Source organism: Acinetobacter nectaris CIP 110549 (genome assembly GCF_000488215.1).
In the GTDB taxonomy this organism is placed as follows: domain Bacteria; phylum Pseudomonadota; class Gammaproteobacteria; order Pseudomonadales; family Moraxellaceae; genus Acinetobacter; species Acinetobacter nectaris.
In genome coordinates this window covers 142038-168286 of the sequence record NZ_KI530712.1, presented here as the reverse complement: position 1 = coordinate 168286, position 26249 = coordinate 142038, and the positions used below count along the sequence as shown (strand labels likewise).

At 38.2% G+C, this 26249-nt stretch carries 24 protein-coding genes; 12 read left to right on the top strand and 12 right to left on the bottom strand.

Annotated features, from left to right (window positions below):
• On the top strand, nt 1–714 hold the full coding sequence (locus P256_RS00910) for an MgtC/SapB family protein (protein ID WP_023271790.1): 714 nt from the start codon (nt 1–3) through the stop codon (nt 712–714).
• Between the two features lie 59 nt (nt 715–773).
• On the opposite strand, the gene P256_RS00905 is transcribed toward P256_RS00910, so the two are convergent.
• The 3 genes from P256_RS00905 to P256_RS00895 form a co-directional block, all read right to left on the bottom strand.
• Complete coding sequence (locus P256_RS00905; RefSeq protein ID WP_023271789.1) at nt 774–2093, bottom strand: adenylosuccinate synthase; 1320 nt, start codon at nt 2091–2093, stop codon at nt 774–776.
• A 37-nt stretch (nt 2094–2130) separates the two neighbouring features.
• A complete protein-coding gene (locus tag P256_RS00900) occupies nt 2131–3312 on the bottom strand; it encodes an ATP phosphoribosyltransferase regulatory subunit (RefSeq protein WP_023271788.1) in 1182 nt (393 codons plus the stop codon).
• A 128-nt stretch (nt 3313–3440) separates the two neighbouring features.
• The gene (locus P256_RS00895; protein ID WP_023271787.1) at nt 3441–3893 is read right to left on the bottom strand and encodes an Lrp/AsnC family transcriptional regulator; all 453 of its coding nucleotides are present in this window, start codon (nt 3891–3893) and stop codon (nt 3441–3443) included.
• A 153-nt stretch (nt 3894–4046) separates the two neighbouring features.
• Between P256_RS00895 and P256_RS00890 the strand changes: the two genes are divergently transcribed.
• Nucleotides 4047–4790 (top strand): AzlC family ABC transporter permease, encoded by a 744-nt coding sequence (locus P256_RS00890; protein WP_040331589.1) that lies wholly within the window; start codon nt 4047–4049, stop codon nt 4788–4790.
• The gene (locus P256_RS00885; protein ID WP_023271785.1) at nt 4787–5086 is read left to right on the top strand and encodes an AzlD family protein; all 300 of its coding nucleotides are present in this window, start codon (nt 4787–4789) and stop codon (nt 5084–5086) included. Before P256_RS00890 ends, P256_RS00885 begins: the two co-directional genes overlap by 4 nt.
• Before the next feature lie 27 nt (nt 5087–5113).
• On the opposite strand, the gene P256_RS00880 is transcribed toward P256_RS00885, so the two are convergent.
• Nucleotides 5114–6142, bottom strand: a complete 1029-nt coding sequence (locus P256_RS00880) for a type I glyceraldehyde-3-phosphate dehydrogenase (RefSeq protein WP_023271784.1) — start codon at nt 6140–6142, stop codon at nt 5114–5116.
• Between the two features lie 254 nt (nt 6143–6396).
• Here P256_RS00880 and alaS point away from each other — a divergent pair, with 254 nt between their 5' ends.
• From alaS to csrA, 3 genes are all read left to right on the top strand, one after another.
• Nucleotides 6397–9027: an alanine--tRNA ligase gene (gene alaS / locus P256_RS00875; RefSeq protein WP_023271783.1), complete on the top strand. Its 2631-nt coding sequence runs from the start codon at nt 6397–6399 to the stop codon at nt 9025–9027.
• Between the two features lie 63 nt (nt 9028–9090).
• Nucleotides 9091–10371: an aspartate kinase gene (locus P256_RS00870; RefSeq protein WP_023271782.1), complete on the top strand. Its 1281-nt coding sequence runs from the start codon at nt 9091–9093 to the stop codon at nt 10369–10371.
• Between the two features lie 242 nt (nt 10372–10613).
• Nucleotides 10614–10865: a carbon storage regulator CsrA gene (csrA, locus tag P256_RS00865; RefSeq protein WP_023271781.1), complete on the top strand. Its 252-nt coding sequence runs from the start codon at nt 10614–10616 to the stop codon at nt 10863–10865.
• 76 nt (nt 10866–10941) lie between these two features.
• Here csrA and rnhB read toward each other — a convergent pair whose 3' ends face one another.
• The gene (gene rnhB, locus P256_RS00860) at nt 10942–11508 is read right to left on the bottom strand and encodes a ribonuclease HII (protein ID WP_023271780.1); all 567 of its coding nucleotides are present in this window, start codon (nt 11506–11508) and stop codon (nt 10942–10944) included.
• Nucleotides 11505–11900, bottom strand: a complete 396-nt coding sequence (locus tag P256_RS00855) for a hypothetical protein (RefSeq protein WP_023271779.1) — start codon at nt 11898–11900, stop codon at nt 11505–11507. The genes rnhB and P256_RS00855 overlap by 4 nt, the downstream gene beginning before the upstream one ends.
• 213 nt (nt 11901–12113) lie before the next feature.
• Here P256_RS00855 and P256_RS00850 point away from each other — a divergent pair, with 213 nt between their 5' ends.
• The gene (locus tag P256_RS00850) at nt 12114–12671 is read left to right on the top strand and encodes a cytochrome b (protein WP_023271778.1); all 558 of its coding nucleotides are present in this window, start codon (nt 12114–12116) and stop codon (nt 12669–12671) included.
• Nucleotides 12672–12711: 40 nt separating this feature from the next.
• Here the strand turns inward: P256_RS00850 and P256_RS00845 are convergent, their stop codons facing one another.
• The 5 genes from P256_RS00845 to P256_RS00825 form a co-directional block, all read right to left on the bottom strand.
• On the bottom strand, nt 12712–13710 hold the full coding sequence (locus P256_RS00845) for an adenosine deaminase (protein ID WP_023271777.1): 999 nt from the start codon (nt 13708–13710) through the stop codon (nt 12712–12714).
• A gap of 67 nt (nt 13711–13777) precedes the next feature.
• Nucleotides 13778–15100 (bottom strand): NCS2 family permease, encoded by a 1323-nt coding sequence (locus tag P256_RS00840; RefSeq protein ID WP_023271776.1) that lies wholly within the window; start codon nt 15098–15100, stop codon nt 13778–13780.
• A 302-nt stretch (nt 15101–15402) separates the two neighbouring features.
• Nucleotides 15403–16224, bottom strand: a complete 822-nt coding sequence (prmC, locus tag P256_RS00835; protein WP_023271775.1) for a peptide chain release factor N(5)-glutamine methyltransferase — start codon at nt 16222–16224, stop codon at nt 15403–15405.
• A gap of 6 nt (nt 16225–16230) precedes the next feature.
• Nucleotides 16231–17319, bottom strand: a complete 1089-nt coding sequence (gene prfA / locus P256_RS00830) for a peptide chain release factor 1 (RefSeq protein WP_023271774.1) — start codon at nt 17317–17319, stop codon at nt 16231–16233.
• Between the two features lie 156 nt (nt 17320–17475).
• The gene (locus P256_RS00825; RefSeq protein WP_023271773.1) at nt 17476–18681 is read right to left on the bottom strand and encodes an MFS transporter; all 1206 of its coding nucleotides are present in this window, start codon (nt 18679–18681) and stop codon (nt 17476–17478) included.
• Between the two features lie 332 nt (nt 18682–19013).
• Between P256_RS00825 and P256_RS00820 the strand changes: the two genes are divergently transcribed.
• Nucleotides 19014–19784 (top strand): YcbK family protein, encoded by a 771-nt coding sequence (locus P256_RS00820; RefSeq protein WP_023271772.1) that lies wholly within the window; start codon nt 19014–19016, stop codon nt 19782–19784.
• Nucleotides 19785–19845: 61 nt separating this feature from the next.
• Nucleotides 19846–20718, top strand: coding sequence for a GTP cyclohydrolase FolE2 (gene folE2, locus P256_RS00815; RefSeq protein WP_023271771.1), 873 nt, complete (start codon nt 19846–19848; stop codon nt 20716–20718).
• A gap of 32 nt (nt 20719–20750) precedes the next feature.
• Here the strand turns inward: folE2 and ppsR are convergent, their stop codons facing one another.
• Nucleotides 20751–21587: a posphoenolpyruvate synthetase regulatory kinase/phosphorylase PpsR gene (ppsR, locus tag P256_RS00810; protein WP_023271770.1), complete on the bottom strand. Its 837-nt coding sequence runs from the start codon at nt 21585–21587 to the stop codon at nt 20751–20753.
• A gap of 157 nt (nt 21588–21744) precedes the next feature.
• Between ppsR and ppsA the strand changes: the two genes are divergently transcribed.
• The 3 genes from ppsA (at nt 21745) to cyoA (ending at nt 26248) form a co-directional block, all read left to right on the top strand.
• A complete protein-coding gene (gene ppsA / locus P256_RS00805; protein WP_023271769.1) occupies nt 21745–24117 on the top strand; it encodes a phosphoenolpyruvate synthase in 2373 nt (790 codons plus the stop codon).
• 71 nt (nt 24118–24188) lie between these two features.
• Nucleotides 24189–24935: an RDD family protein gene (locus P256_RS00800; protein ID WP_023271768.1), complete on the top strand. Its 747-nt coding sequence runs from the start codon at nt 24189–24191 to the stop codon at nt 24933–24935.
• 266 nt (nt 24936–25201) lie between these two features.
• Complete coding sequence (gene cyoA / locus P256_RS00795) at nt 25202–26248, top strand: ubiquinol oxidase subunit II (protein ID WP_023271767.1); 1047 nt, start codon at nt 25202–25204, stop codon at nt 26246–26248.
• The last annotated feature ends 1 nt before the right edge of the window (nt 26249 follow it).

Genomic DNA, 26249 nt, shown 5'->3' with positions numbered 1-26249 from the left:
ATGCAGACTTCAAACTACCTTCACACTGAAAACTTAGTTAGTACGCTTATTAGTTTAACAACAGCATTTGTGTTAGGTGGGTTGATTGGATTTGAACGACAGTATCGTCAACGTACAGCAGGACTAAGAACAAACGTACTCGTTTGTCTTGGTGCTGCGGCATTTGTCGATACCGCCATGCTATTAGATAATGGTTCTGGTGCTGTAAGAGTAATTTCTTATGTTGTTTCAGGAATTGGTTTTTTAGGTGCTGGTGTCATTATGCGTGAAGGCGGTAATATTCAAGGTTTGAATACTGCCGCAACACTCTGGTGCTCTGCTGCAATTGGTGCAGCAGCAGGTTCAGACCTTATTCTAGAGTCAATTATTGTGACTTTATTTATTCTTGCAGCAAATACATTACTTAGACCAATCGTTCACTTTATGGATCGACGTCCACTTGATGTTGAAACTGAACTGCTCAATGTTATTTATGTTGTTTGTGATCGACTGCGTAGTAAAGAAGTGATTGAGCAAATTAATGTTGCGCTCAAACAATATAACTATCCTGCAAAAGATATAGAAATTGAACCTTTTGGTGAGCAAGATGTTGAAATTGAAACAACACTTATTTCTACATCTATTGAACAACAAGATATGTTTAAAATATTAGAGGTACTAAACAATATGCCTCAAGTCAGATATGCATATTGGGATAAAAATACCATTAACTAATTTGAGTCCTACATATAAAAAAAACCGTAGCTTATGCTACGGTTTTTTTATAAATCTATTTATGCAGAGAATGGATGACGTAAAATAATTGTTTCATCACGATCTGGACCCGTTGAGATAATATCAACAGGACAACCTACAAGCTCTTCAATACGTTTTACATAAGCAAGCGCATTTTCTGGTAACTGATCTACACTTGTTAAACCAACAGTTGAACCTTCCCAACCATGTAAAGTTTCATAAATTGGTTTAAGTTGTTCAAATGCAATCGCATCCGATGAGCCAATGCAACCGCCATCAACAGCTTCGTAACCTACACAAATCTTAATTTCTTTTAGACCATCTAAAACATCAAGTTTAGTTAGGCAAATACCTGTTAATGAGTTTACATCTACTGAACGACGTAAAATTTCTGCATCGAACCAACCACAACGACGTTGACGACCAGTTGAAGCACCAAACTCATGCCCTACAACACCAAGGTGTTTACCTACAGCATCACCTGTATCATTTGCAGCATCATAAACAAGTTCAGTTGGGAATGGCCCACTACCTACACGTGTTGTATATGCTTTTGTAATACCAAGTACGTAGTCTAAGTGTAAAGGTCCCATACCAGAACCAGAACTTACACCACCTGCTGTTGTATTTGAGCTTGTTACATACGGATATGTACCATGGTCAATATCAAGTAATGAACCTTGTGCACCCTCAAACATAATTGGTTTGCCCGCTTTACGGAATTGGTGCAATGTTTCAGTAACATCAATTACAAGTGGTTCAAGTACTTTCTTCCACTCGTTGCAAAGTGCCAATACATCTTCAAATTTAACAGCTTCTACACCGTAGTATTGTGTTAATTGAAAGTTATGTAAATCAAGCATCTCTTTAAGCAATTGCTCAAGTGCTTCGCCACCACGAACAACATCAGCAACACGTACAGAACGACGTGCAACTTTGTCTTCATAAGCAGGGCCGATACCACGACCTGTTGTACCAATTTTTGCATTACCACGCTTGTGTTCACGCGCCTGATCTAATGCAATGTGGTTTGGTAAAATTAATGGGCAATTTGGAGAAACACGTAGACGCTCTTTTACAGGAACCCCTTCTTTTTCTAAAATTGCCATTTCTTCAATTAAAGCTGCAGGTGAAAGTACAACACCATTTCCAATAAGGCATAACACGTTTTCACGTAAAATCCCTGATGGAATGAGATGTAATACAGTTTTTTTACCACCTACTACAAGAGTATGTCCTGCGTTGTGACCGCCTTGATAACGTACAACCGCAGCCGCCTGATCAGTGAGCAGGTCGACGATTTTACCTTTACCTTCGTCGCCCCATTGGGTACCAAGTACCACAACATTCTTGCCCATAATAGCCTCATTACATCATGCTGTTAAAATCACAAATCTATTTTGAAATAGACTCAATTTTTTCAATTGCCCATACTCCATTTTGCAATACAAATTGATGCGTTGCAGATGGAACAGAACTTAGATCATCATTACCTAACAATTGCACAACACATAAACCTTGTTGACGTGCTTGAGCAATTGCGCTTACTAAATCTGGTTGCAACCCTTTTGGAGCAACAATCGTTTCTATTTCTTTAAATTGACCTTCACAGAGTCCATACAAGTCACAGCTAAATCCTGTTGCAGGACGAGCACGACCAAAATGCTCACCAATCCCATCATAGCGACCACCTTGTGCTAATGGCGCTGCATGGTTAGGTGCATATACTGCGTACATTAAACCCGTATGATAATGGTAACTGCGTAGTTCAACGACATCTAAACCAATAGATAGGTTTGGCCAACGCTGTTGTATTGCAAAAACTGTCGTTTTTAGTCCTTCAAATGCTTCTTTAAAATCAGCATCTTGCAAAACATCTTTACTTAAATTTTGTTCAAGTAAGGTAAGATTTCCTGAGTGTCTACCCAAGTTATAAAAGTCTTGACCATATGGTAATATTTGTGTGACTTCCTCAAGTTCAGGCAATGCCTTACGTTGATACAAATCATGTAAAAGACGTTCATTATTTTTATCAAGCTCGGCATATTTTACTAAGCTTTTAAATAGCCCGACATGCCCTAAATCTAAATGATTTTTTTCTAAGCCACATGTTGTTTCTAACAAACCGAGCATCACATCAATCATTTCGACATCTGCTTCAATGCTTTGATGCCCATAGAGCTCTGCACCAAGCTGTAGCGGTGTACGTGAGGCACTAAAATTCTGAGGTTTTGTATGTAAAATTGTTCCTGAATAGCAATAACGAGCAATACCTTCAACAAGTCTTACATGTGCATCTATTCGTGCAACTTGAGGTGTCATATCTGCACGTATACCAAGTAAGCGTCCAGAGAGTTGATCAATCACTTTAAAACTAACAAGGTCTAAGTCTTGGTTCGCTTCAGATAAAGACGAAAGCGACTCGATATATTCAATAAATGGCGTATAAACCAATTGATAACCTCGACTTGCGAGGAAATCTAATGAATGTCGACGAAGTGACTCAATTACTTGTGCTTGTTCTGGTAATACATCTGCTACCCCATCTGGTAGCAACCAAGTCTCTGAAATTGACATGCTTCAAACCTAAATTCTGTGCAGGGCGGAACGAATCCACATAAAAAAACCGGGACGCACCCGATTTTTTCAAGTGTAACATGATACTTTTGACCATGCACCTGAGAATTTTACAAATTTGACCCAAACTAAAGTGGTAGCGCAGTTGTATGCTTAATTTTTTGTAATGGAATCTCAGTTTTTACATTTTGAATGCCTGAAATCTTATTCAAATGCTGAATCTGAAATTTACGATAAGCATCTAAATCTGCAACAACAATTCTTAAAAAGAAATCACAATCTCCAGACATAAGCTGACACTCAACCACCTCAGGCAAATTTTTTACTGCATCTACAAACTGATCTACGGTTTTCTCATCTTGCCCCTTCAACCAAATTCTTGCAAATACCGTTAGACCTAAATTCACTCGTAATGGCTCAACCAATGCCACATAACGTTGTATTACACCATCATCTTCCAACTGCTTTACACGGCGTAAACAAGGAGATGCAGAAAGCCCCACTCTGACCGCTAGTTCATTATTTTGTAGTTTTCCTTCTTGTTGCAAAACACGTAAAATTCTTATGTCCGTCTTATCCACAACCACCTCTAAGCATAAAATGCCAAAAAATATATTTATTTTAAAATAATATACCATTTTAAGGTTTTTAAAAGCTAATTTAAGCGACAAATACTTGTAATGACCACATAGAATAGAGCGCTAAAAACTCATTTTCACGCACGCTAAAAGACCATGCTTACATCTAGAAATACAAGTCAAACGCTTTATGAAACCTCTGACTTTGTTTCCTTTAAACGAGGAATAAAAATGTCTATCCCTGTTCTATTGGGGATTATTCCATTTGCACTTGTTTTGGGCACACAAGCAACTCAAAAAGGATTTAGTACGCTCGAAATTCCTCTACTAACTGGTCTTAACTTTGCAGGCGGTTCAGAATTTGCCATTTTAGAATTATGGACAAACCCTCCTCAAATCATGATGCTCATTTTTATTACATTTCTTGTAAATAGTCGCCATCTTTTAATGGGTGCAAGCTTAGTGCCTTATCTAAAGCATCTTCCGAACAAGAAAGTTTTACCTGCATTATTTTTTATGTGTGATGAAAGTTGGGCAATGGGCATCGCTGATGCAAAAAGAAACCACAGGCATTCTATTGAAGATGCTTTTAATTTTTCTTTTTATGCTGGCTTGTGCTTTTCACTATATATCATGTGGGTCGCTTTCACGACTTTAGGGGGTGTTATTGGCTCTGTGCTTGGAGACATTACACGGTGGGGCTTCGATATGGCATTTCCAGCAGTATTTTTAGTCCTTCTTCGAGGCATGTGGACAGGTGTACGAAATGCAATACCATGGCTTGTTAGTTTAATTGGTGCCATCATCGCCTATCTTTACTTACCACAAGGTTGGTACGTGCCTGTTGGTGCAATTTCTGGCATTGTTGCTGCGATCGTCATGACAGGGGATGAAAAGTGATTCATAGTACAACGCTTATTGCTATTCTCCTGATTGCACTCACGACGTATTCGACACGCGTACTCGGTTACTTACTGTTAAAAAACCGTACGTTATCGCCAAGGCAAAAAAAAGTATTAGATATTGTACCCGGATGTGTTCTTATTTCTGTCATTGCACCTTACTTTGTAAGTAGCCATGTTTCAGATATGGTTGCAATTGTCATTACAGTATTTGCAGCAACCCGTTGTTCACTACTACCAACAGTAGTTATTAGCATGGTTTCAACAGCACTTCTTCGACTACTACTCGTTTAATGAAAAGGGGCAGCCTGCCCCCTTTCTTTAATGCTTATTAAAAGAATCACATAAATCTAATAACCGATTTGCATAACCCCATTCATTGTCATACCACGCATATACTTTTGCTTGTCGCCCCACAACCATCGTTTGTGTTAAATCAACAACAAGTGAATAAGGCAAATGATTAAAATCGCTAGATACCAGATATTCTTCAGTGCATGCCATAATTTCAGCATATTGCGTTAATGCCGCATCTTTAAATGCTTTATTTAAAGACTCAATAGAAATGGCTGACTGAGCAATAAATGTTAAATCAATGGCAGCAACATTTAAGGTCGGCACACGAATTGAATAACCCTCAATTCTATCTTCCATTTTTGGTAAAACTCTTTTTAATGCACCCAATGCACTCGATGTTGTTGGAATAATATTATGTCCTGATGCACGCGCACGGCGTAAATCTCGATGAGCTTGATCTAATACTGCCTGATCTGTTGTCACGGCATGGATCTCTGTCATCAGGGCACTTTCTATACCAAATTGATCATCTAAAATTTTCACAAGTGGTACAAGTGCTTGCGTCGTACATGAAACACTTGAAATAATCTGATCTGAGGACTTTACATCATGATGATTTATACCATATACAATTGCAGCATCGACATGATCAAACGGTGCTGCACCTATAATTACACGTTTTGCCCCTGCTTTTAGATGTTTTGCCGCCCCTTCTCGTGAGCGGAATAAACCTGTGCACTCCAAAACAACATCAATACTTAGGCTATCCCAAGGTAAATCTTGTGGATTCTTCATATTTAAACAGCGAATTTTAAGTGACTGCCCTAAATATGCTAACTCTAAAAAGGTTTCATCTGCCTCATGCAAAACTGTAATACTGCCTTGGAAAGTGCCATGCGTCGTATCGTATTTAAACAGATGTGCCAATGTTTCAACATCAGCAATATCATTGACCGCAACAATATCAAATGTAAATTGCTTGGGATTTTCAAACCATGCTCTCACAACATTACGTCCAATTCGTCCAAACCCATTAATTGCGATTCGTTGCATGATTTACCCTTTTATTACTCAGCCATCTAAAAACAAGCCTATGTTAATGCAACTTTTCTAATAATGAATCAAGTTATTTTACTTATTGTCATATTTATAACCCTTTCACCGCAAAATCATTGGTCATATAAGTATTTTTAGTTATACTTTTAAGCCTTTAAAAAATTTAACGACTATATAGTAGCCCGCTCATCTGCTCGCACTATATAGCCATACTACAGAACTAAATGGAGTGACTTGTTGTGAGTACACGTATGACGTCAGCTGAAATTCGTGAAGCCTTTTTGCATTTCTTTGAAACCAAAGGTCATACACGTGTCGCATCGAGCTCTCTCGTTCCCGCCAATGACCCAACATTACTGTTTAATAATGCAGGAATGAACCAATTTAAAGATTGTTTACTTGGGCTGGAAGATCGAGGTTACACGCGCGCCACTTCTGCACAAAAATGTGTCCGCGCAGGCGGAAAGCACAATGACCTTGACAATGTCGGTTATACTGCACGTCACCATACATTCTTTGAAATGCTAGGAAACTTCTCATTTGGCGACTACTTTAAGCGCGATGCCATTCAGTTTGCTTGGGAATTCCTTACGTCAGTTTTAAAACTAGAAAAAGATCGACTGTACGTGACCATCTACCATACAGATGATGAAGCATTTGACATTTGGAACAAAGAGGTTGGCATAGAAAGCAGCCGTATTATTCGCATTGGCGATAATAAAGGTGCGAAATATGCATCTGATAACTTTTGGACAATGGGTGATACAGGTCCATGCGGCCCTTGTTCTGAAATTTTCTATGATCATGGTGACCATATCTGGGGTGGTCTACCGGGCACACCTGAAGAAGATGGCGACCGTTTTATTGAAATTTGGAACATCGTTTTCATGCAGTTCAACCGTACTGCAGATGGCGAATTACACTCTCTTCCTGCTCCATCCGTCGATACAGGGATGGGACTAGAGCGTGTTGCGGCTGTACTACAGCATGTTAACTCAAACTATGAAATTGACCTTTTCCAACACCTACTTCAAGCTGCTGCTGAAATTGTTGGCATTAAAGATGAAGGACAACCATCTTTACGTGTAATTGCAGATCATGCTCGCTCTTGTAGCTTCCTAATTGCCGATGGTGTTTTACCGGGCAATGAAGGTCGTGGCTATGTATTGCGTCGTATTATACGTCGTGCAATCCGCCATGGTCACAAACTTGGTGCAACAGGTACTTTCTTCTATAAAATGCTGCAACCTCTCATTGATGTTATGGGTGATGCCTACCCTCAATTGGTTGAAAACCATGACCGCATCCAAAATGCATTAATTAAAGAAGAAGAACAATTTGCCAAAACACTCGAACAAGGTCTTAAAGTTCTTGAAAGTGAGCTTGCTCAATTAAAAGGAACAATCATCCCGGGTGAAGTTGTATTCAAACTTTATGATACTTACGGCTTCCCAGCAGACTTAACTGCCGATATTGCACGTGAACGTGACTTAACGATTGATGAGTCAGGCTTTGAAACTGAGATGGCAGCACAACGCCAACGTGCACGTGATGCTGGTAAATTCAAAGTAGACTATAACAACATCGTTAAGGTAGACACCCCTACTCAGTTTGAAGGCTACCAAGCAACGCAAGGTCAAGGAAAAATTCTTGCAATTTATAAAGATGGCCAACAAGTTGATGAAGTACAAGAAGGTGATGAAGCACTTATCATTTTAGATCACACACCATTTTATGCAGAAAGTGGCGGTCAGGTTGGTGATACAGGGATCTTTAGAAATGATACAGGTATCTTTGAGATTTTAGATACACAAAAATCAGGTACAGCTTTCATACACCAAGGTGTGATTACAGTCGGTCATTTACGCGTAAATCAAGAAGTGAATGCAAATGTAGAAGCAAAGCTACGTCAAGCAATTTCACGTAACCACTCTGCAACACACCTACTTCATGCAGCACTACGCAAAATTTTAGGTACACATGTAGAGCAAAAAGGTTCTCTTGTTGCATCTGACGTTTTACGTTTTGACTTTTCAAACGATCAACCTGTGACATTTGAACAACTGCAAGAAATTGAACGCCTTGTAAACCAAGAAATTATTGCCAACACTCCTGTTGTCACTGAAGTTTTAGACATTGAAACGGCTAAAACGAAGGGTGCAATGATGCTCTTCGGTGAAAAATATGGTGAAACTGTACGTGTACTTACTATGGGTACAGTACACGATGAAAAGCCTTTCTCTATTGAACTATGTGGTGGTATCCACGTTGGCTATACAGGACAAATTGGCCTATTCAAAATTACGTCTGAAGGTGGTGTTGCAGCAGGCGTTCGACGTATTGAAGCAGTTACAGGCAATAAAGCCATTGTAAATATGCAAAAAGCCGATAGCACCATTCACCATATTAATGGCTTACTCAAAGCACAAAAAGATCAAACTATTGAGAAAGTTCAAACAACCGTTGAGCATGCCACAAGCTTGCAAAAACAAATTGAACAACTCAACCAAAAACTTGCAAACTTGCAAGCTGTAGAGCTTCTACAACAAGTGAAAGAAATTCAAGGTCGCCCAACTTTAATTGCCTCACTTGATAATGTAGATGCTAAATCACTTCGTCATTTACATGACAGTGTAAAATCTAAGTTAGACAATGCAGTTATTGTTTTAGCAGGTACACAAGATGATAAAGTAAGCTTACTTGCATCTGTTGCAAAACAATATACGGCTGACTTAAAAGCAGGTGACATCATTAAACATTTAGCATCAGAACTTGGTGGTAAAGGTGGTGGTAAACCTGACTTAGCACAAGGTGGCGCGCCACTGAACGAGAAGTTTAATCAGGTCGTTGCAGATTTACCTGCATGGTTTGACCAACGTTAAGACTTTACTTTTGTGTAACTGACCCTGAATGCCTATCAGGGTCATGGCTTATATGGAATCATTATGGCATTAATCGTTCAAAAATATGGTGGAACTTCGATGGGTACGCCCGAGCGCATTTTAAATGTTGCTCGTCGTGTGAAGCGTTGGCACGATCATGGTCACAAAGTAGTTGTGGTTGTATCTGCAATGAGTGGTGAAACAAACCGCCTTCTCTCACTCGCGAAAGCCATTACCGAAACACCTGATCCGCGTGAAATAGATCAGATGGTCTCTACCGGTGAACAGGTGACAATTTCCATGTTAGCTATGGCACTTAACTCTATTGGTGTTGAAGCTAAATCATATACAGGCCGCCAAGTTGGCATTAAAACAGATAATGCTTTTACAAAGGCACGTATTGAATCTATCGACACAAAAGCTGCTGCTGCCGATTTAGATTTAGGTCGTGTAATCGTTGTTGCTGGCTTCCAAGGTATCGACTCAGAAGGTAATACAACAACACTTGGTCGTGGTGGCTCAGATACAACAGGTGTTGCACTTGCTGCTGCTTTAAAAGCAGATGAATGTCAAATTTATACCGATGTAGATGGTGTTTATACAACAGACCCACGCGTTGCACCTAAAGCGAAAAAAATTGATCGCATTTCATTTGAAGAAATGCTTGAAATGGCATCTTTAGGTTCAAAAGTTTTACAGATTCGCTCTGTTGAATTTGCAGGAAAATACCAAGTTCCTTTACGTGTTTTATCAAGCTTTGATAATGACAATGATGGTGCTTTTGACGATGAGTTCAAACAAAACGTAGGTACATTAATAACAACTGAGGCAGAAGACAACATGGAACAACCTATTATTTCAGGTATTGCATTTAATCGTGATGAAGCAAAATTAACAATTTTAGGTGTACCTGATGAGCCGGGTATTGCATCTAAAATTCTATCGCCAATTAGTGATGCAAATATTGAAGTAGATATGATTGTTCAAAACATCGAAGAAGATGGAACAACAGATTTTACCTTCACCGTAAACCGTGTTGACTATGCTAAAGCAAAAAATATCTTAGAAACTATTGCAAAAAATATTAAAGCACGTGAAGTCTCTGGTCGTGATAATATCGTAAAAGTTTCTATCGTTGGTGTAGGCATGCGTTCGCATGCAGGTGTTGCAAGTAAAATGTTTAAAGCGCTTGCAGATGAGCAAATTAATATCCTCATGATTTCTACATCAGAGATTAAAGTATCTGTTCTCATTGAAGAAAATTACTTAGAACTTGCTGTTCGTTGCTTACACACTGCTTTTGGTTTAGACCGTGAACATGGTGAAAGCAGCGCGCGTGCATAATTTATAAACACTTAGCAATATTCTTATCATAAGATTTTTTATAAATCTTAAGAGCCGCTCTATTTTATGTGGGGCGGCTCTGTTATATTAGATAAATATTTCGGAAATATTTTGCCATACATTATAATATTTCATTATAGATTTAAATGACAAAATGTGTCCTAGAGGTTGTAGTTTTCTTTTCCTATCAACATAAGTAGGTAAAAATAGCTGCAGGTTTAGCGCTTAGCAAGGAGATAAACATGCTGATTCTGACTCGACGTGTCGGAGAAACTTTAATGATTGGGGATCAAGTCAGTGTGACAGTGCTTGGTGTAAAAGGAAACCAAGTACGTATAGGTGTAAATGCCCCAAAAGAAGTGTCAGTTCATCGTGAAGAAATCTATCAACGAATTCAACATGAACGAGCAATGCACGAACACCTGCAACACATAGATCAAGATTATCAACCATCATATCTTGACGAATATAATCAAGATAAATTTAACCGTTAAGGCTCAATTTTTTTAAACTCATTGTTGAGTGAATATTAAAAGCGACTTTAGAAAGTCGCTTTTAATATTGTATTTATTACTGTTCCATTATCCTTTTTATAGGTCCATAGCTTTTTCGATGCCCCTCTATAATACCGTGTTCAGCAATTGCTAATAAATGTGCCTTCGTCGGATAACCTTTATGCTTTGCAAACCCATATTGAGGATATTCAGCATCAAGCTCTACCATTTGCCGATCTCTTGTTACTTTTGCAAGAATACTTGCAGCACTAATTTCAGCATGTAGGCTATCGCCACCAACTACAGCATGACATTCAATATCTAAACCTTTAATACACTGATTACCATCTACAAGCACTTGGTCTGGCATCGTATTTAAGTGATTTACAGCACGGCGCATTGCCAAAAAAGTTGCTTGTAAAATATTTAACTGATCTATTTCATCACACGTTGCTTCAGCAATTGACCATGCAAGTGCTTTTTCCTGAATTTCAATAAAGAGTTTCTCTCTCTTCTTTTCACTCAGCTTTTTAGAATCATTTAAACCAACAATCGGATTGTTCGGATCTAATATCACAGCAGCAGCAACCACTGATCCAACCAAAGGCCCTCTTCCCGCTTCATCTACACCTGCAATTTTCATGATTTTAATGCTTGTGCCATACATGAGGTTACTGTTTTTTGAATAACTTGATGTGCAAGTGTTACACGGGCATTTGGATCTAAAGCCGCATTTGCAAGATCCATTACTGTCACACTTTGAGGTGCTTGATCACTTACACAACCACAAGTACTACTTTGTACACTTTGCTGTTGTGAACTACTCATTACTTTACTTGCTACTTGCCAAGCAGGCATTTTATTCATTTCACTTACACATTTTGCATCAATTGCTATTTTTAATGCAGTCATACCTAGCTGTTGCGTCATTCCCTCTGCTGCTGTTGTATTCGTTCCAACAGATGTTCCTCCACCCGTTACACAAGCACTGAGCAGTAATGCCATAGGCGCTACAAATAATAATATCTTTTTCATTATTGCTTATCCTAAATTGAGTTGTATATTTTGACGAAATCTAACCCAATAAAATATAGGTTTCAATTTAGTCCGTCCATATTTAAGCCAAATAGATTACTTTTATCGTTGCAAATTCTGCAACACACCGTTGTAAATTTGTATGTTGCTATTCGATGTTTCAGTTTATATCTTATAAAAACAATTATTTATTTTTTCTCTAGAGAATTTCAGATGTCTGCCAGACCGCAATATTACACACGTACGGCGCAAATTTTACATTGGCTTATGGCCGCAATTTTTATTACCGCATGGCTCATTGGCTTTTATAGTGGTAACTTTTTAAGTTATGGTACAGATGGTGCTTTTAAGGGAGATATTATTACACTACATAAGAATATTGCCACTCCTATTCTTTTTCTTATCGTTATACGCATTTTTTGGCGCTATACACATCCAGCGCCATCTCTCCCTGAAAGCATGTCTGCACCTATGAAAAAAATCGCACATGTTATCCATTGGGTTCTTTACATCATATTGGTTGCTTTACCAATTACAGGCTGTTTCTTTAGTTGGTCGGCTGGGCATCCTGCACCTGTACTTTACTTATTTAACTTACCTACGCTAATCGCACCTAATCCACATATTATGGCTATCGTAAAGCCAATTCATGTATACCTCTCTTGGTTTGCAGGTTTACTCATTGTCGGACATGTTTTTGCGGCATTAAAGCATCATTTTATTGATCGTGACAACGTGCTTAAAAGTATGACCTCCCAAGCAAAAGATTAAAACTAAAATAAAAAAGGCACTTCGAGAAGTGCCTTTTTTATTACATAGCTTGGACTTTTTCAATCCATTTCTTCTTTTCTTGCTCAGGCAAGAAAGATGCTTCAAAAGAGTTAATTGCTAATTGTTTAATTCTAGCTTCGCCCAAATCTAAAGCACGATCAATTGCATAAAAGTTTTCATTCATATACCCACCAAAATATGCTGGATCATCTGAATTCACCATGACACATAAACCTAAATCAAGTAATCGCTTGATATTATGTTCTTTCATGTCTTCAATAACGCATAATTTCAAGTTACTTAGTGGACACACCGTCAAAGGCATTCTTTCTTTAATAAGACGTTTAAGTAACTTTGGATCTTCCTCAGAACGCACACCATGATCAATACGGTTGACGTGAAGCAAATCTAAAGCTTGCCAAATATACTCGGCTGGCCCTTCCTCACCTGCATGTGCAACAATGAGAAATCCTTCTTCTTTTGCTTTGCTAAATACAAGTTCAAACTTTATAGGTGGATGTCCCAACTCACTAGAATCTAAACCAACACCAATAATATGCGCTTTAAATGGCAATGCCTGTTCTAGCACCTCAAATGCTTCTTCCTCACTTAAATGGCGCAAGAAACACATAATCAGCTCAGATGAAATATCTAATTTTTCTTTTGCATCTTGGCATGCTTTAAAAATACCATTAAAAATTGTTTCAAATGCAATTCCACGCACGGTATGCGTTTGTGGGTCAAAAAATATTTCTGTATGTACCACATGGTCTTCTTTACATTTTTTAAAATAAGCCCATGTTAAATCATAAAAATCTTTTTCATGAATCAGTGCTTTTGCACCTGCATAATAAATATCTAAAAATGATTGTAAGTTATGAAAATTATATGCTTGTTTAACTTCATCGACCGTTTTATAAGGAATATCTACCGCATTTCTTTGTGCAATTTCGAACATCAATTCAGGCTCAAAAGTCCCTTCGATATGCACATGTAGCTCAGCTTTTGGTAATGCTTGAATTAAATTTTGCTGATTCATTGAAAACCCTCATAATAAAAAAAGGGTGTAATCATCATTACACCCTACTACCTATTTTACAGATATATTAGCCGCCAAAAAGTGCAAACTTCAATACCCATAAGCCAGCAATAATCCATGCCATCCAATGTACAGACGCAGCTTTTCCTGTCAAGAGCTTAATCACTGCATAGCTAATAAAACCAACAGCAATACCATCTGCAATTGAGTATGCAAAAGGCATGAATACTATTGTTAGAAATGCAGGTACAGCCTCTGTCACATCACTCCACTCAATTTTAGTAATACCTTGCACCATAAGCACTGCAACAAACAGTAATGCTGGTGCTGTAGCAAAACTAGGTACAGACTGAGCAAGCGGAGAAAGGAATAAACAACCTAAGAATAATATCGCCACAACAACAGCAGTTAATCCTGTACGGCCACCTGCTGCAACACCTGATGCAGACTCAATATACGGTGTTGTTGATGATGTACCCAAAGCAGCACCCGCAACAATTGCTGTTGAGTCTGCCATCAGTACTTTTTTCAAGCGTGGAATCTTACCATCGTCTTTAATAATGCCTGCACGATGTGCTACACCAACCAATGTACCTGTCGAATCAAATAGATCAACCAAGAAAAAGACAAAGATAACACCAATCAATGTTCCAGAGAATAAACCTGAAAAATCCATTTGCAATAAGGTTGGTGTAATAGATGGTATTGCACCAACAACACCTTTAAATTGGTTTAGTCCCATAAATGTTGAAATTGCAGTCACAACAAGAATGCTAATAATAATTGCTCCACGCACGCGAAAATGGTGCATAGCTACAATTAAAAATAACCCTAACATTGCAAGCAATGCTTTAGGGTCTTTTACATCGCCTAAACCGACTGTTGTTGCTTGATTCGCAACAATAATTCCTGCATTTTTAAGTGCAACAAGTGCAAGAAATAAACCTATTCCTCCACCAATTGCAAACTTTAATGACATTGGAATTGCATTTACAATAATTTCACGAACACGAACTAAGCTAATCGCAATAAATATAATACCCGACATAAATACTGCTGCTAAAGCCGTTTGCCATGGAATGTGCATACCTAGACAAACAGAATATGCAAAATAAGCATTCAATCCCATACCCGGTGCAAGTGCAATTGGATAGTTTGCAAGTAACCCCATAACGAGACAACCCGTTGCTGCTGCAATACACGTTGCAACAAATACAGCACCATGATCCATACCCGTTGCAGAAAGAATGAGAGGATTCACAATAATGATATAACACATGGTTAAGAACGTTGTTAAACCTGCAACAGCTTCTGTTTTTACAGAAGTATTGTTCTCTGTTAGTTTAAACAGACGTTCAAGTAAACCGGCGGAAGATTGAGGAGTCGCCATAAAAAGCCTCTGTTAAGTTTTACTTGTTTCACACTGTGAATATATCATTCAGTTACGAAACGAATTTGCTTATTGCATAGCAAAATTGATGCCATCTAAAATATAAACACTGTTTTGGCAAAATGATTATTGAGGCATAGATCAAAAAAAGCTGCAAAACGCAGCTCATTCTTCCTACATAATGCTCAATAGTCATTCAACGGCAAATGTATTACTTATGTAAGTATATCATAAATCTGTAAAATAAAACCTGTAAGTAATTTGATTTATAAACAGAAGCTTAAATATAATTACAAACAGCCTTAAACAAGATATTGAGCAAGCGTTACGCGATCATTACCACCATAATCTTTTACAGTATGCACATGAGAAAGTTTTGCATTTTTGCAATATGTTTGTACGATGGCTGCTTGATCATAACCATGCTCTAGTACAATCCAGCCATTAGGATTTAGCCAAGATTTAGCGCCATGAATAAGCTCTATTAAATCGGCTAGACCATTATTAGCACTGACCAGTGCACGATATGGCTCTGTTTCTAACGCCAATAAATGGCTATCACTTTCTGCAATATAAGGCGGGTTTGAAACAATTAAATCAAATTTCTGCTTTGGAATAGATGTATACCACTCACTGCACAAAAATGTCACATTTTTAAGTGCATGCTTGTACGCATTTTCTTTTGCAACTTCAAGTGTAGGCATATAGATATCTGTAGCCAATACAGACCAATCAGGCTTTTCTTTTGCTAAAGACAGTGCAATTGCCCCAGACCCTGTCCCCAAATCAATAACCGAAGCGTGATCTGGCAGTACTAAGTCGTTTAAAATTGTTTCAACAACAATCTCGGTATCAGGTCTTGGAACTAAAGTATCTTTTGTGACTTTAAGATCAAGTGTCCAAAAAGGCTGTGAACCAATAACATAAGCTAATGGTTCACCCTCAGATAATCTTTTTAATGCAGCTTGATACTCTTGCATTTGAGATTCTGTCAAAAATTTATCTAAGCGCATTTTTAACTCAAATGCGTTTAATTTTAAGATATGCTCAAGCAACCAAACTGCTTCTTGGCGCTCATAACTATCTACTTCTCCATAAAGGTTCAGTGCTTGTGCAATCTTCATCATCAATTAGCCACCATTTTGCTGTGCAAGTAAAGCAAGCTGATCTGCTTGATACTCTCTATGCAAACTATCAAGTAGCTCATTTAAATCACCCTCAACAATTGCCTCTAATTTATAGAGCGTCAAGTTAATACGATGATCTGTCATACGACCTTGAGGATAATTATAAGTACGAATACGCTCTGAACGATCACCTGAACCAACTAAATCACGGCGCATTTCAGAAGTTGCATTTTCTTGCTCTTGACGTTTTGCATTTTCTAAACGAGATGCAAGTAAAGCCAATGCCTTTGCCTTATTCTTATGTTGTGAACGCTCTTCCTGACATTCGACAACCACGCCTGTTGGAATATGTGTAATACGTACTGCTGAGTCAGTTTTGTTAATGTGCTGCCCACCTGCACCTGAAGCACGGTATGTATCAATTCTTAAATCTGAAGGGTTAATGTCTACTGTCGTATCAACATCTACCTCAGGTAAGATTGCAACAGTACACGCAGAAGTATGTACACGACCTTGCGATTCAGTCGCAGGAACACGTTGAACACGGTGCGCACCACTTTCAAACTTCAAGCGACCGTAAACACCTTCACCATTTACACGGCAAATTACCTCTTTATAGCCACCATGCTCACCCTCATTTTCAGAAAGTACTTCTACTCTCCAACCCTGAGTTTCGGCATACTTGCTATACATACGGTACAAATCACCTGAGAAAATAGCAGCTTCATCACCACCAGTTCCTGCACGAATTTCCAAATAAGCTGCATTGGCATCATTTGGGTCTTTAGGAATCATAAGAATATTTAAACGATCTTCTAATTCAGCAATAATCGCTTGATTTTCTCGGATCTCTTCTTGTGCCATTTCCTTAAAATCAGGATCAGATAACATCTCTTCAGCAGTTTTAATATCTGCTTCAGCTTGACAGTAGCTATTCCAAACTTCTGTCAATTCTGTTAAATCACTGTGTTCACGTGATAACTGACGGAAGCGTTTATTATCAGAAATCACTTCAGCATCAGCCAATAGTGCTGTTAGCTCTTCGTGTCTATCAGAAAGTTGTTCTAATCGTAGACGTAGCGACTCTTTCATTGTGTACCAATCTCAAATCAAAATGTGATGGAAAACCATGCACAGACATTATTTATTGCACATAGTTTAACGATTCTTCCTCTAAAATCATAGAATTATCAGATTATGCAATAAAAACAAAATACTACGCTCTTTAATTCAAGAAATATTTCACAATTAATGAGATGCACCTTCTCCCACCATTGTAAACTTATTACAAATGGCAATAAGCAATAAACATACAGCTATACCCGTAAAGACTACTGTAAGTCCAACATGCTGTCCCACAAAACCAATTAATGCAGGGCCACACAATACCCCCGAATAGGCAATACTAGAGACGTACGACAAGGCTTGTGCTTTAGGTGTAAAGTTTTGACGACCCACTCGAGAAAACAATACAGGTACAACATTTGAAGACCCTAATCCAACCAAAGCATAGCCAAGTAAAACTAAATGCCACACAGGAGCAACAACGACTATTGCCATACCCAACGCAGCACAAATTGAGCTAAATAAGATCAGATTTTTTTCACCCAAAACTCTCATCATATAATGACCTGAGAAGCGCCCTAGAGTCATTGTTGTAGCAAAGAAACCATATGCTAAGCCTGCTATTGAAAGCGGTACTTGATAATTTGTTGTTAAATACACGCCACTCCAATCGAGTGCTGCACCTTCCGTTAAAAAGGTGATAAAACACATCATACCTAACACTAAAATAATAGGATGTGGAAATCCCACCTTTCTTTTCTTAGGGGCTGTAGCTTCATCTGTTTGTGTATTTGAATCTGCAACTTGAGTTAAGCCCGCAGGCGCAGAACATAAGGCAATAATTGCAACGAGTGCACTAAGTACATAAGCACTATGTAAAGCACTCAAATGAATTGAGAGTAGACCTGTCATCGTTAAAGCAGAAACTAAACCGCCTAAACTGCACATGCCATGAAAGTTCGACATTAAAGGCTTAACACTTTTCTTTTCGACAAGTACAGCTTGTAAGTTAATAGCTACACCAGTTGCACCAGAAGCCATACCAAATACCGTGAGCACAGCAGCCATAGCAATTGTATTATTTAAACCGCCAATTAAAGGCAAAGCCAACACAAAAATAATTGATGCAATCGAAATAATGAAGCGGCATCCAACTCGCTGAATCAGCATTCCTGCCAAAGGCATTGCGAGCATAGAGCCAATACCAATACATAGAATGAGCATACCTAAGTCTTCATGGTCAAGTCCCAAACGTTGCTTCACAAATGGAATAAGTGGTGCCCACGATGCCATCGCAAAACCAAGGTTAAAGAAGCTAAGTCTTGTTGCTCGACGCTGTATATGGGTTTTATATAAAAATTTAGTATTCAACGTTTTAGATGATGGCATAAATTGATTAACCTATTTGCAGTCGAGTTGGCAGAAAAACGGTATATCTTTTAAATAAGACAATGAATTAGAACATCTTTTTTGTTTTTAACGATTATACTATATTATTTAGATAACAGTAAAACTTTAAAATTCTTAATAAACACTTTTATAAAAGGTAATACTTATTCAAACAGATTAACTCAATAAGGTCTTTAATAACTAAATATTGCAGATATTATCTATTGAAAGGCAACGTACAATCACTTAATTAAACATAAATAAACGACATTTTTTAACTCGTTATAGTATAACAACTATATTATTGATGAATATATTGACTCGATTGTCCAATGAAATTTATATCCTTAGGCTCTTTTAGCATTTTTTTAAGCTTTTTAGCACTCAATGGTTGTACCTCAGAGCAGATGGTCAAACCTGCCACACCAAAAACAATCCCTAAAAGTACATCTACTCTGACGACACCAGCTACACCATTAACACCTCAGATCATTGAACAACCACCAACACTTACAATAGAAAAAACAATTCGACAGCCTGCCCCTGAAACATATACTGCATGGCTAAGTCAGGTCGATCATCAACAACTTGTAAACTCATATAAAGCTTTCTTGAGTCGAAATCAGGCTGATTTTATTGTTCCTGATTATCAAATGCTCCGCTCTGCGAGAGATTGGCAGCAATGTAACTATACAGAGTATGAAGTTCCTCCTGCAGAGGTATGGCAAAATGCAGTCCCAACACTCAAACTATTGCATTACTTACGCCAACAAGGAATTATTCCAAATGTTGAAGTGACATCTAGTTATAGATCTCCTTTCTTAAATAAATGTGCAGGTGGTGCCCGAACATCAAGCCATGTAAAAAATGCTGCAATTGACTTTAGAATAGGCCCTGAACAGCCAACGCCTGAAGATGAAATCCTCATTCATAACACTAAAATGAAACTATGTCGTTTTTGGCAACAAAATGGTAAAGCATTTAACATGGGGCTCGGTGTATATGAATCTGGGCAAATTCATATAGATACTTTAGGCTATCGTACATGGGGCTATAGTCACTCTTGGCGCAGCTCGCTGTGCGGAGAAATTATCCCCGAATAATATATTCAAATCACTCGCTTAATGTTATATTATAACATAACATTAAGCAGTCTCTTATTTTATGCCTCTTCCTGATATCTCAAAAGACAATCATGCTCAACATACTCTTCCCTTAACATGGGTAGGTATGGAAAAAATTGCACTACCACTCACCTATAAGAGCTACCCTGTAGAATGCTTCGCTGACATTCATATCAACTTACCTAAAGCAGATGCGAAAGGTATTCATATGTCGCGTTTGTTTTTAGAATTACAAGAGTTAAAAGAAATTCAGCATACTAAAATTCAGACAATACTCGAAAAGATACTCAAGACACATGAAGACTGTCATGCAACACAGGTGCACCTAAAGCTCACATTTAATCTGCCTATTCAACGTAATGCACTCATAACTAGAAATATATCAGGATGGAAATACTATAAAGTTGAAATGGATATTCAGCTCAATAAAGATCAAATCTCATTCAATTCAACTATAGATATCGACTACTCATCTACTTGTCCATGTTCAGCAGCCCTTTCACGGCAGCTTATTACAGACCAATTTCATCAAGACTTTATAGGCCATCCTCAAGTTTCACTCGATCAAGTCGCAATATGGCTACAAAAAAATGCCTCCGTTGCAACACCACATAGTCAAAGAAGTATTGCCTCTATTACTGTAAGCCATCAAGATATCGATTTTTTGGCTTTCATTAACCTCATTGAAAACACATTGCAAACAGCCACACAAACTGCTGTAAAACGGGCTGACGAACAAGCTTTTTCAAAAAGAAATGGGGGAAATTTAATGTTTGTAGAAGATGCTGCTCGACGTATTGGAAATGTACTCATGCAAAATCATTATAAGACATGGCACATTAAAGTGACTCATCAAGAAAGCTTACATTCACATAATGCTGTTGCTTACTTAGACCATGCCACAGTCACTTAAAGAAAAGGAGAGTTTCCTCTCCTTTCTTCATATTAACTAATACGGCGTTTCAAACCTGTAATTTGCAATATCCGCGTCGATATTTCTTCAATAGACATTTCTGAAACATTCAAATAAGGAATACCTTCAGAAATATAAATTCCTTCTACAGCGCGTAGTTCCATTTGGCACTGATTATAACTCGCATAACGACTACCTGCACGACGCTCTGTTCTTATCGCAACCAAACGATCTGCATCTATCATTAAACCAAAAAGCTTATGCTTATGCTCTCTTAAAACTTTTGGCAAGCGATTATCATCCAAATCTTCTTCTGTTAGCGGATAGTTCGCAACACGAATACCAAATTGTAATGACAAATAAACTGAGGTTGGCGTTTTACCCGAACGAGAAACACCAATTAAAATAATATCTGCTTTGTCATAATGTCTTGTACGTGCGCCATCATCATTATCAAGTGCAAAGTGAACAGCATCTATCCTTGCTTTATAATACTCAGTATCAGTGACAGCATGGGTTTGACCAATCAATGTTGTTGGTGATGTCTCTAACTCTTGCTCAAGCTTACTAATCAACCCCTCAAAGACATCTAAATTGACAGCATTTGCTGTACCAATAATATTCCTTACATTAGGGTCTATTAATGTATCAAATACGAGAGGTAATTTACCATCGTCTTGCTGGCAAGCATTAATTTCTTCAACGACTCTTAAAGCAGCCTCTTCAGAAGAAATATAAGGAATAATACGCACATCAAAATTTACATTTGGAAACTGCGCTAACAAAGAATGTCCTAGAGTTTCTGCTGTAATTGCCGTGCCATCGGAAATAAAAAATACACTTCTTTCGATTTGTTTACTTTCAGGCATCAAAAAACTCCTCAAATATTTGTTTTAAGCCGCTATATTCTTTATAGTAAGCCATCTTACATAACAATGGCTTGCTTCACACCAAAAAGCTAAGCTCTTTTATGTTTTTAACATAAGCAGATAACGAATCACATACTGCAGAAGTGGAGAGACTACTTTGGAATCGCGCGTAATTGGTCTAGAAAAATTAGGAAAGCATGATGTTGAACTCGTAGGTGGGAAAAACTCATCTTTAGGGGAAATGATCAGCCACCTTTCTAATGCAGGTGTATCTGTACCAGGTGGTTTTGCCACAACTGCTGCAGCATATCGTGAATTTCTTGAGCAAAGCGGCCTAAATGCAAAAATTCAAGCAGAACTTGATCAACTTGATGTTGACAATGTTATCGCACTTGCAGAAACAGGCGCTAAAATCCGTCAATGGATTATTGACACACCATTAACGGCGTCACTTGAAAAAGATGTTCGCGAAGCATTTGCTACACTCTCTAGTGGCAACCCAGATATGGCTGTTGCTGTACGCTCTTCTGCAACTGCCGAAGATTTACCTGATGCGTCATTTGCAGGACAACAAGAAACATTCCTAAATATTCGTGGCATTGATAATATTTTAATTGCCATCAAAGAAGTATTTGCTTCTTTATTTAACGATCGTGCAATCGCATATCGTGTACACCAAGGATTCGACCATAAGCTTGTTGCACTTTCAGCAGGTATTCAACGTATGGTTCGCTCTGAAACAGGTGCGGCTGGTGTAATGTTTACATTAGATACCGAATCTGGATTCCGTGATGTTGTATTTATTACATCATCATACGGTCTTGGCGAAATGGTGGTACAAGGTGCTGTAAACCCAGATGAGTTCTACTTATCTAAACCATTACTACAAAACGAAAAACATGCGGTTGTTCGTCGTAACCTTGGCTCTAAACACCAAAAAATGATTTATAGTACAGATGCCTCTGCTGGTAAATCTGTTTCTATTGTAGATGTTGAAAAACAAGACCGCCAAGAGTTCTCTTTAACAGATCAAGAACTACACGAACTTGCAAAACAAGCAATGATTATCGAAGCGCACTATGGTTCACCAATGGATATTGAGTGGGCAAAAGATGGCGATGATAGTCGTTTATACATCGTACAAGCACGTCCTGAAACAGTAAAAAGCCGTCAAAATGCAAGTACAATGGAACGTTACCTACTCAAACAAAAAGGTAATGTCATTGCAGAAGGTCGCTCAATCGGACAACGTATTGGTTCAGGTAAAGTACGTATCGTGACATCAATTGATGAAATGGATAAAGTACAACCAGGTGATGTTCTTGTTTCAGACATGACAGACCCTGACTGGGAACCTGTAATGAAACGTGCTGCGGCAATCGTTACAAACCGCGGTGGTCGTACATGTCACGCAGCGATTATTGCACGTGAACTTGGCGTTCCTGCAATTGTAGGTTGTGGTAATGCAACTGAACTTCTCAAAGATGGTCAAGCTGTTACTGTTTCTTGTGCTGAAGGCGATACAGGCTTCATTTACGAAGGTCTATTAGACTTTGAGATTCAACGTAATTCAATTGAGTCTATGCCGAAACTTCCATTCAAGATTATGATGAATGTTGGTAACCCTGATCGTGCATTTGACTTTGCTCAAATTCCAAATGAAGGTATTGGTCTAGCACGTCTTGAATTCATCATTAACCGTATGATTGGCGTTCACCCTAAAGCACTGCTAAATATTGACAGTCTACCTCGCGAAACACGTGCCGCAGTTGCTGCACGTACAGCAGGATATAACTCACCTGTAGAATTCTACGTGGAAAAAATTGTAGAAGGTGTATCTACACTTGCAGCAGCATTTGGTGACAAACCTGTTATTGTTCGTATGTCTGACTTTAAGTCAAACGAATATGCCAACCTTATTGGTGGTAAGCTTTACGAGCCTGAAGAAGAAAACCCAATGCTCGGTTTCCGTGGTGCGAGTCGTTATGTTTCTGATAACTTCCGTGACTGCTTTGAGCTTGAATGCCGTGCACTGAAGAAAGTTCGTGACGAAATGGGTCTAACTAATGTTCAAATTATGATCCCATTTGTACGTACAGTAAAAGAAGCTGCACGTGTTATTGAATTACTTGCAGAAAATGGTCTAAAACGTGGTGAAAATGGCCTAAAAGTTATTATGATGTGTGAGTTACCAACAAATGCATTATTGGCTGACCAATTCTTAGAACATTTTGATGGCTTCTCTATTGGATCTAACGACTTAACACAATTAACACTTGGTCTAGATCGTGATTCAGGTATCGTATCTCAACTATTTGATGAACGAGATGAAGCCGTTAAAACTCTTCTTTCAATGGCAATTCAAGCATGCCGTAAAGCAGGAAAATATGTTGGTATCTGTGGACAAGGGCCTTCAGATCACCCTGACCTTGCGCGCTGGTTAATGGAGCAAGGAATCGAGTCTGTATCTCTAAACCCAGATTCTGTACTTGATACATGGTTCTTCCTAGCGAATGAAGAAGTTAAATAACTTTTAGTTAGCTTAAAAACATGTTAAAAAGACCCTTTATAGGGTCTTTTTTATTTTGAGATGGTCATTTTATGCAAATTTATTTAGCTCGTAACAATCAACAAGCTGGACCTTATACATTAGAACAAGTCAATCAAATGCTAGCAACACAGCAAGTACTACTTACCGACTTAGCATGGCATAGTGGAATGAGTGAATGGCATCCTTTGGGCGAACTCACCCGTGGCAAGCTCAAATATGAGCCTGAAGGCTATACACCAATAGATATTCACCAGACTACAAATAGTAGCCAAAATCATACTTTTGCTAAGCAAAGCATTGTTCAAAGCACAACCCTTGCAACAATTAATAGTCGCGCATTGGCAAAAATTATAGATTTATTACTATGGTTACCCGCATTTATGTTGCCATCGTTCTTTTTAACTAAAGAAACAGCAGGTCAACTCGAAAAATTCCAAGGAAGTAGTTTTAGCCCTGAACTACAGCAGCAGCTTCTAAATGCAATTCCAACCCAAGGCTGGCAAGCAATGGGAATATATATTATTGCAATGCTGATTATTCAAGCGATTTTGTTAAACAGTAAAGGACAAAGTATTGGCAAGCTCATTACCAAAATTAAAATTGTTGATGCAGAAACAGAACAACGTGTGAATTTAACTCGAATTTTTTTAATTCGAAGCATTGTTTTTATTATCTTAAATCTATTTGCAATGCCTATTATTACCATTTTAGATTACGTTCTAGGCTTTGGTAATAAAAGACAGACCTTACATGACCGTTTGGCAAAAACAAAAGTCATAAAAATGAATAAAAAATAAACAACAAGAAACTGACCCTAATACACAAAAACATACAATAACATATTATTTTTTATAAAATTTTCAACAAAACCTATTTAAATCCAACTTTTTATGTTGGATTTAAATTGCCTTTTTTTACGCCTTGTAAATGTAGCGCCCCTCCCGAATATAGGGCATAATGCCTTATAAAGTAGCGGTGTCACTGACTTTTAAGGACATCCGTCACTATAATCGCTATCCCATTCTTATAAAACATAAATGGGACTCTTCACCGAGGTTGTAAAATGAGACAAACAATATTAGCTGTATTGTCTTTATCTGCGATTTCTACACTTCTTACAGGGTGTGGTGGTGATTTAGTACTTCTAAACTCAAAGGGTCCAGTTGCAGCAGGTCTTAGTGGCCTGATGATGACAGCAATGTACCTTATGCTATTGGTAGTAATTCCCTCTATCATTATGGCACTTTGGTTTGGTTGGAAATATCGCGCGTCAAATAAAGATGCAGACTATAAGCCTACATGGGCTCACTCAACAGCAATTGAAATTGTTGTTTGGGGCGTTCCTATCATTATTATCGCTATTTTAGCATGGATTGCTTGGTGGGGTTCTCACCAATATGACCCATACCGCCCACTAAGTGCTGAGTCAGATAAAAAGACTTTAGACATTCAAGTGATCGCGGAACCATATAAATGGGTATTTGTGTATCCAGAGCAGCAAATTGCTACTGTTAATGAAATACGTTTCCCTGAACAGACTCCGGTGCACTTCCACATTACCTCTGACTTTACAATGAACTCATTCTTCATTCCTCAGTTAGCGGGTCAGATTTATGCAATGGCAGGTATGCAAACCCACCTACATGTTCTTGCAAGTGAAACAGGTATTTTCCGTGGTTTCTCTGCAAACTATAGTGGTTATGGCTTCTCTCAAATGCATTTTAAAGCACATAGTGTTACTCAATCAGACTTTGATAAATGGGTAAGCAATGTGAAAGCTGGTAAAGGCACTGAAGATAACACTACTGCGATTCAGAAAAGCTCTTTAGACTTTGCAACATTACAAGGCCTACGTGATGGTGAGCGTTCTACACACCAAATCGAAGGTATGCTTGCTGATGCGAAAACACCTAAAGAAAAAGCAATTGCTGAAGAAGCTGAACGTATGGGTCCATACCCTACAAAACCGAATCCAGTAACTTATTACTCTTCAGTTGAACCACAATTGTTCAGAAAAGTCATTGACCAGTATATGAGCAATTACCATGGTGCAGAGCAAGCAGATTCTTCTCACGCTAACATGCAACATATGGCTTCTGCAGGAGAATAAG

Coding starts and splice junctions, on each gene's coding strand:
- P256_RS00910 (WP_023271790.1), top strand. CDS start 1: ATGCAGACTTCAAACTACCTTCACACTGAAAACTTAGTTAGTACGCTT.
- P256_RS00905 (WP_023271789.1), bottom strand. CDS start 2,093: ATGGGCAAGAATGTTGTGGTACTTGGTACCCAATGGGGCGACGAAGGT.
- P256_RS00900 (WP_023271788.1), bottom strand. CDS start 3,312: ATGTCAATTTCAGAGACTTGGTTGCTACCAGATGGGGTAGCAGATGTA.
- P256_RS00890 (WP_040331589.1), top strand. CDS start 4,047: ATGCTTACATCTAGAAATACAAGTCAAACGCTTTATGAAACCTCTGAC.
- P256_RS00880 (WP_023271784.1), bottom strand. CDS start 6,142: ATGCAACGAATCGCAATTAATGGGTTTGGACGAATTGGACGTAATGTT.
- alaS (WP_023271783.1), top strand. CDS start 6,397: ATGACGTCAGCTGAAATTCGTGAAGCCTTTTTGCATTTCTTTGAAACC.
- P256_RS00870 (WP_023271782.1), top strand. CDS start 9,091: ATGGCATTAATCGTTCAAAAATATGGTGGAACTTCGATGGGTACGCCC.
- csrA (WP_023271781.1), top strand. CDS start 10,614: ATGCTGATTCTGACTCGACGTGTCGGAGAAACTTTAATGATTGGGGAT.
- rnhB (WP_023271780.1), bottom strand. CDS start 11,508: ATGAAAATTGCAGGTGTAGATGAAGCGGGAAGAGGGCCTTTGGTTGGA.
- P256_RS00855 (WP_023271779.1), bottom strand. CDS start 11,900: ATGAAAAAGATATTATTATTTGTAGCGCCTATGGCATTACTGCTCAGT.
- P256_RS00850 (WP_023271778.1), top strand. CDS start 12,114: ATGTCTGCCAGACCGCAATATTACACACGTACGGCGCAAATTTTACAT.
- P256_RS00845 (WP_023271777.1), bottom strand. CDS start 13,710: ATGAATCAGCAAAATTTAATTCAAGCATTACCAAAAGCTGAGCTACAT.
- P256_RS00840 (WP_023271776.1), bottom strand. CDS start 15,100: ATGGCGACTCCTCAATCTTCCGCCGGTTTACTTGAACGTCTGTTTAAA.
- prmC (WP_023271775.1), bottom strand. CDS start 16,224: ATGAAGATTGCACAAGCACTGAACCTTTATGGAGAAGTAGATAGTTAT.
- prfA (WP_023271774.1), bottom strand. CDS start 17,319: ATGAAAGAGTCGCTACGTCTACGATTAGAACAACTTTCTGATAGACAC.
- P256_RS00825 (WP_023271773.1), bottom strand. CDS start 18,681: ATGCCATCATCTAAAACGTTGAATACTAAATTTTTATATAAAACCCAT.
- P256_RS00820 (WP_023271772.1), top strand. CDS start 19,014: ATGAAATTTATATCCTTAGGCTCTTTTAGCATTTTTTTAAGCTTTTTA.
- folE2 (WP_023271771.1), top strand. CDS start 19,846: ATGCCTCTTCCTGATATCTCAAAAGACAATCATGCTCAACATACTCTT.
- ppsR (WP_023271770.1), bottom strand. CDS start 21,587: ATGCCTGAAAGTAAACAAATCGAAAGAAGTGTATTTTTTATTTCCGAT.
- P256_RS00800 (WP_023271768.1), top strand. CDS start 24,189: ATGCAAATTTATTTAGCTCGTAACAATCAACAAGCTGGACCTTATACA.
- cyoA (WP_023271767.1), top strand. CDS start 25,202: ATGAGACAAACAATATTAGCTGTATTGTCTTTATCTGCGATTTCTACA.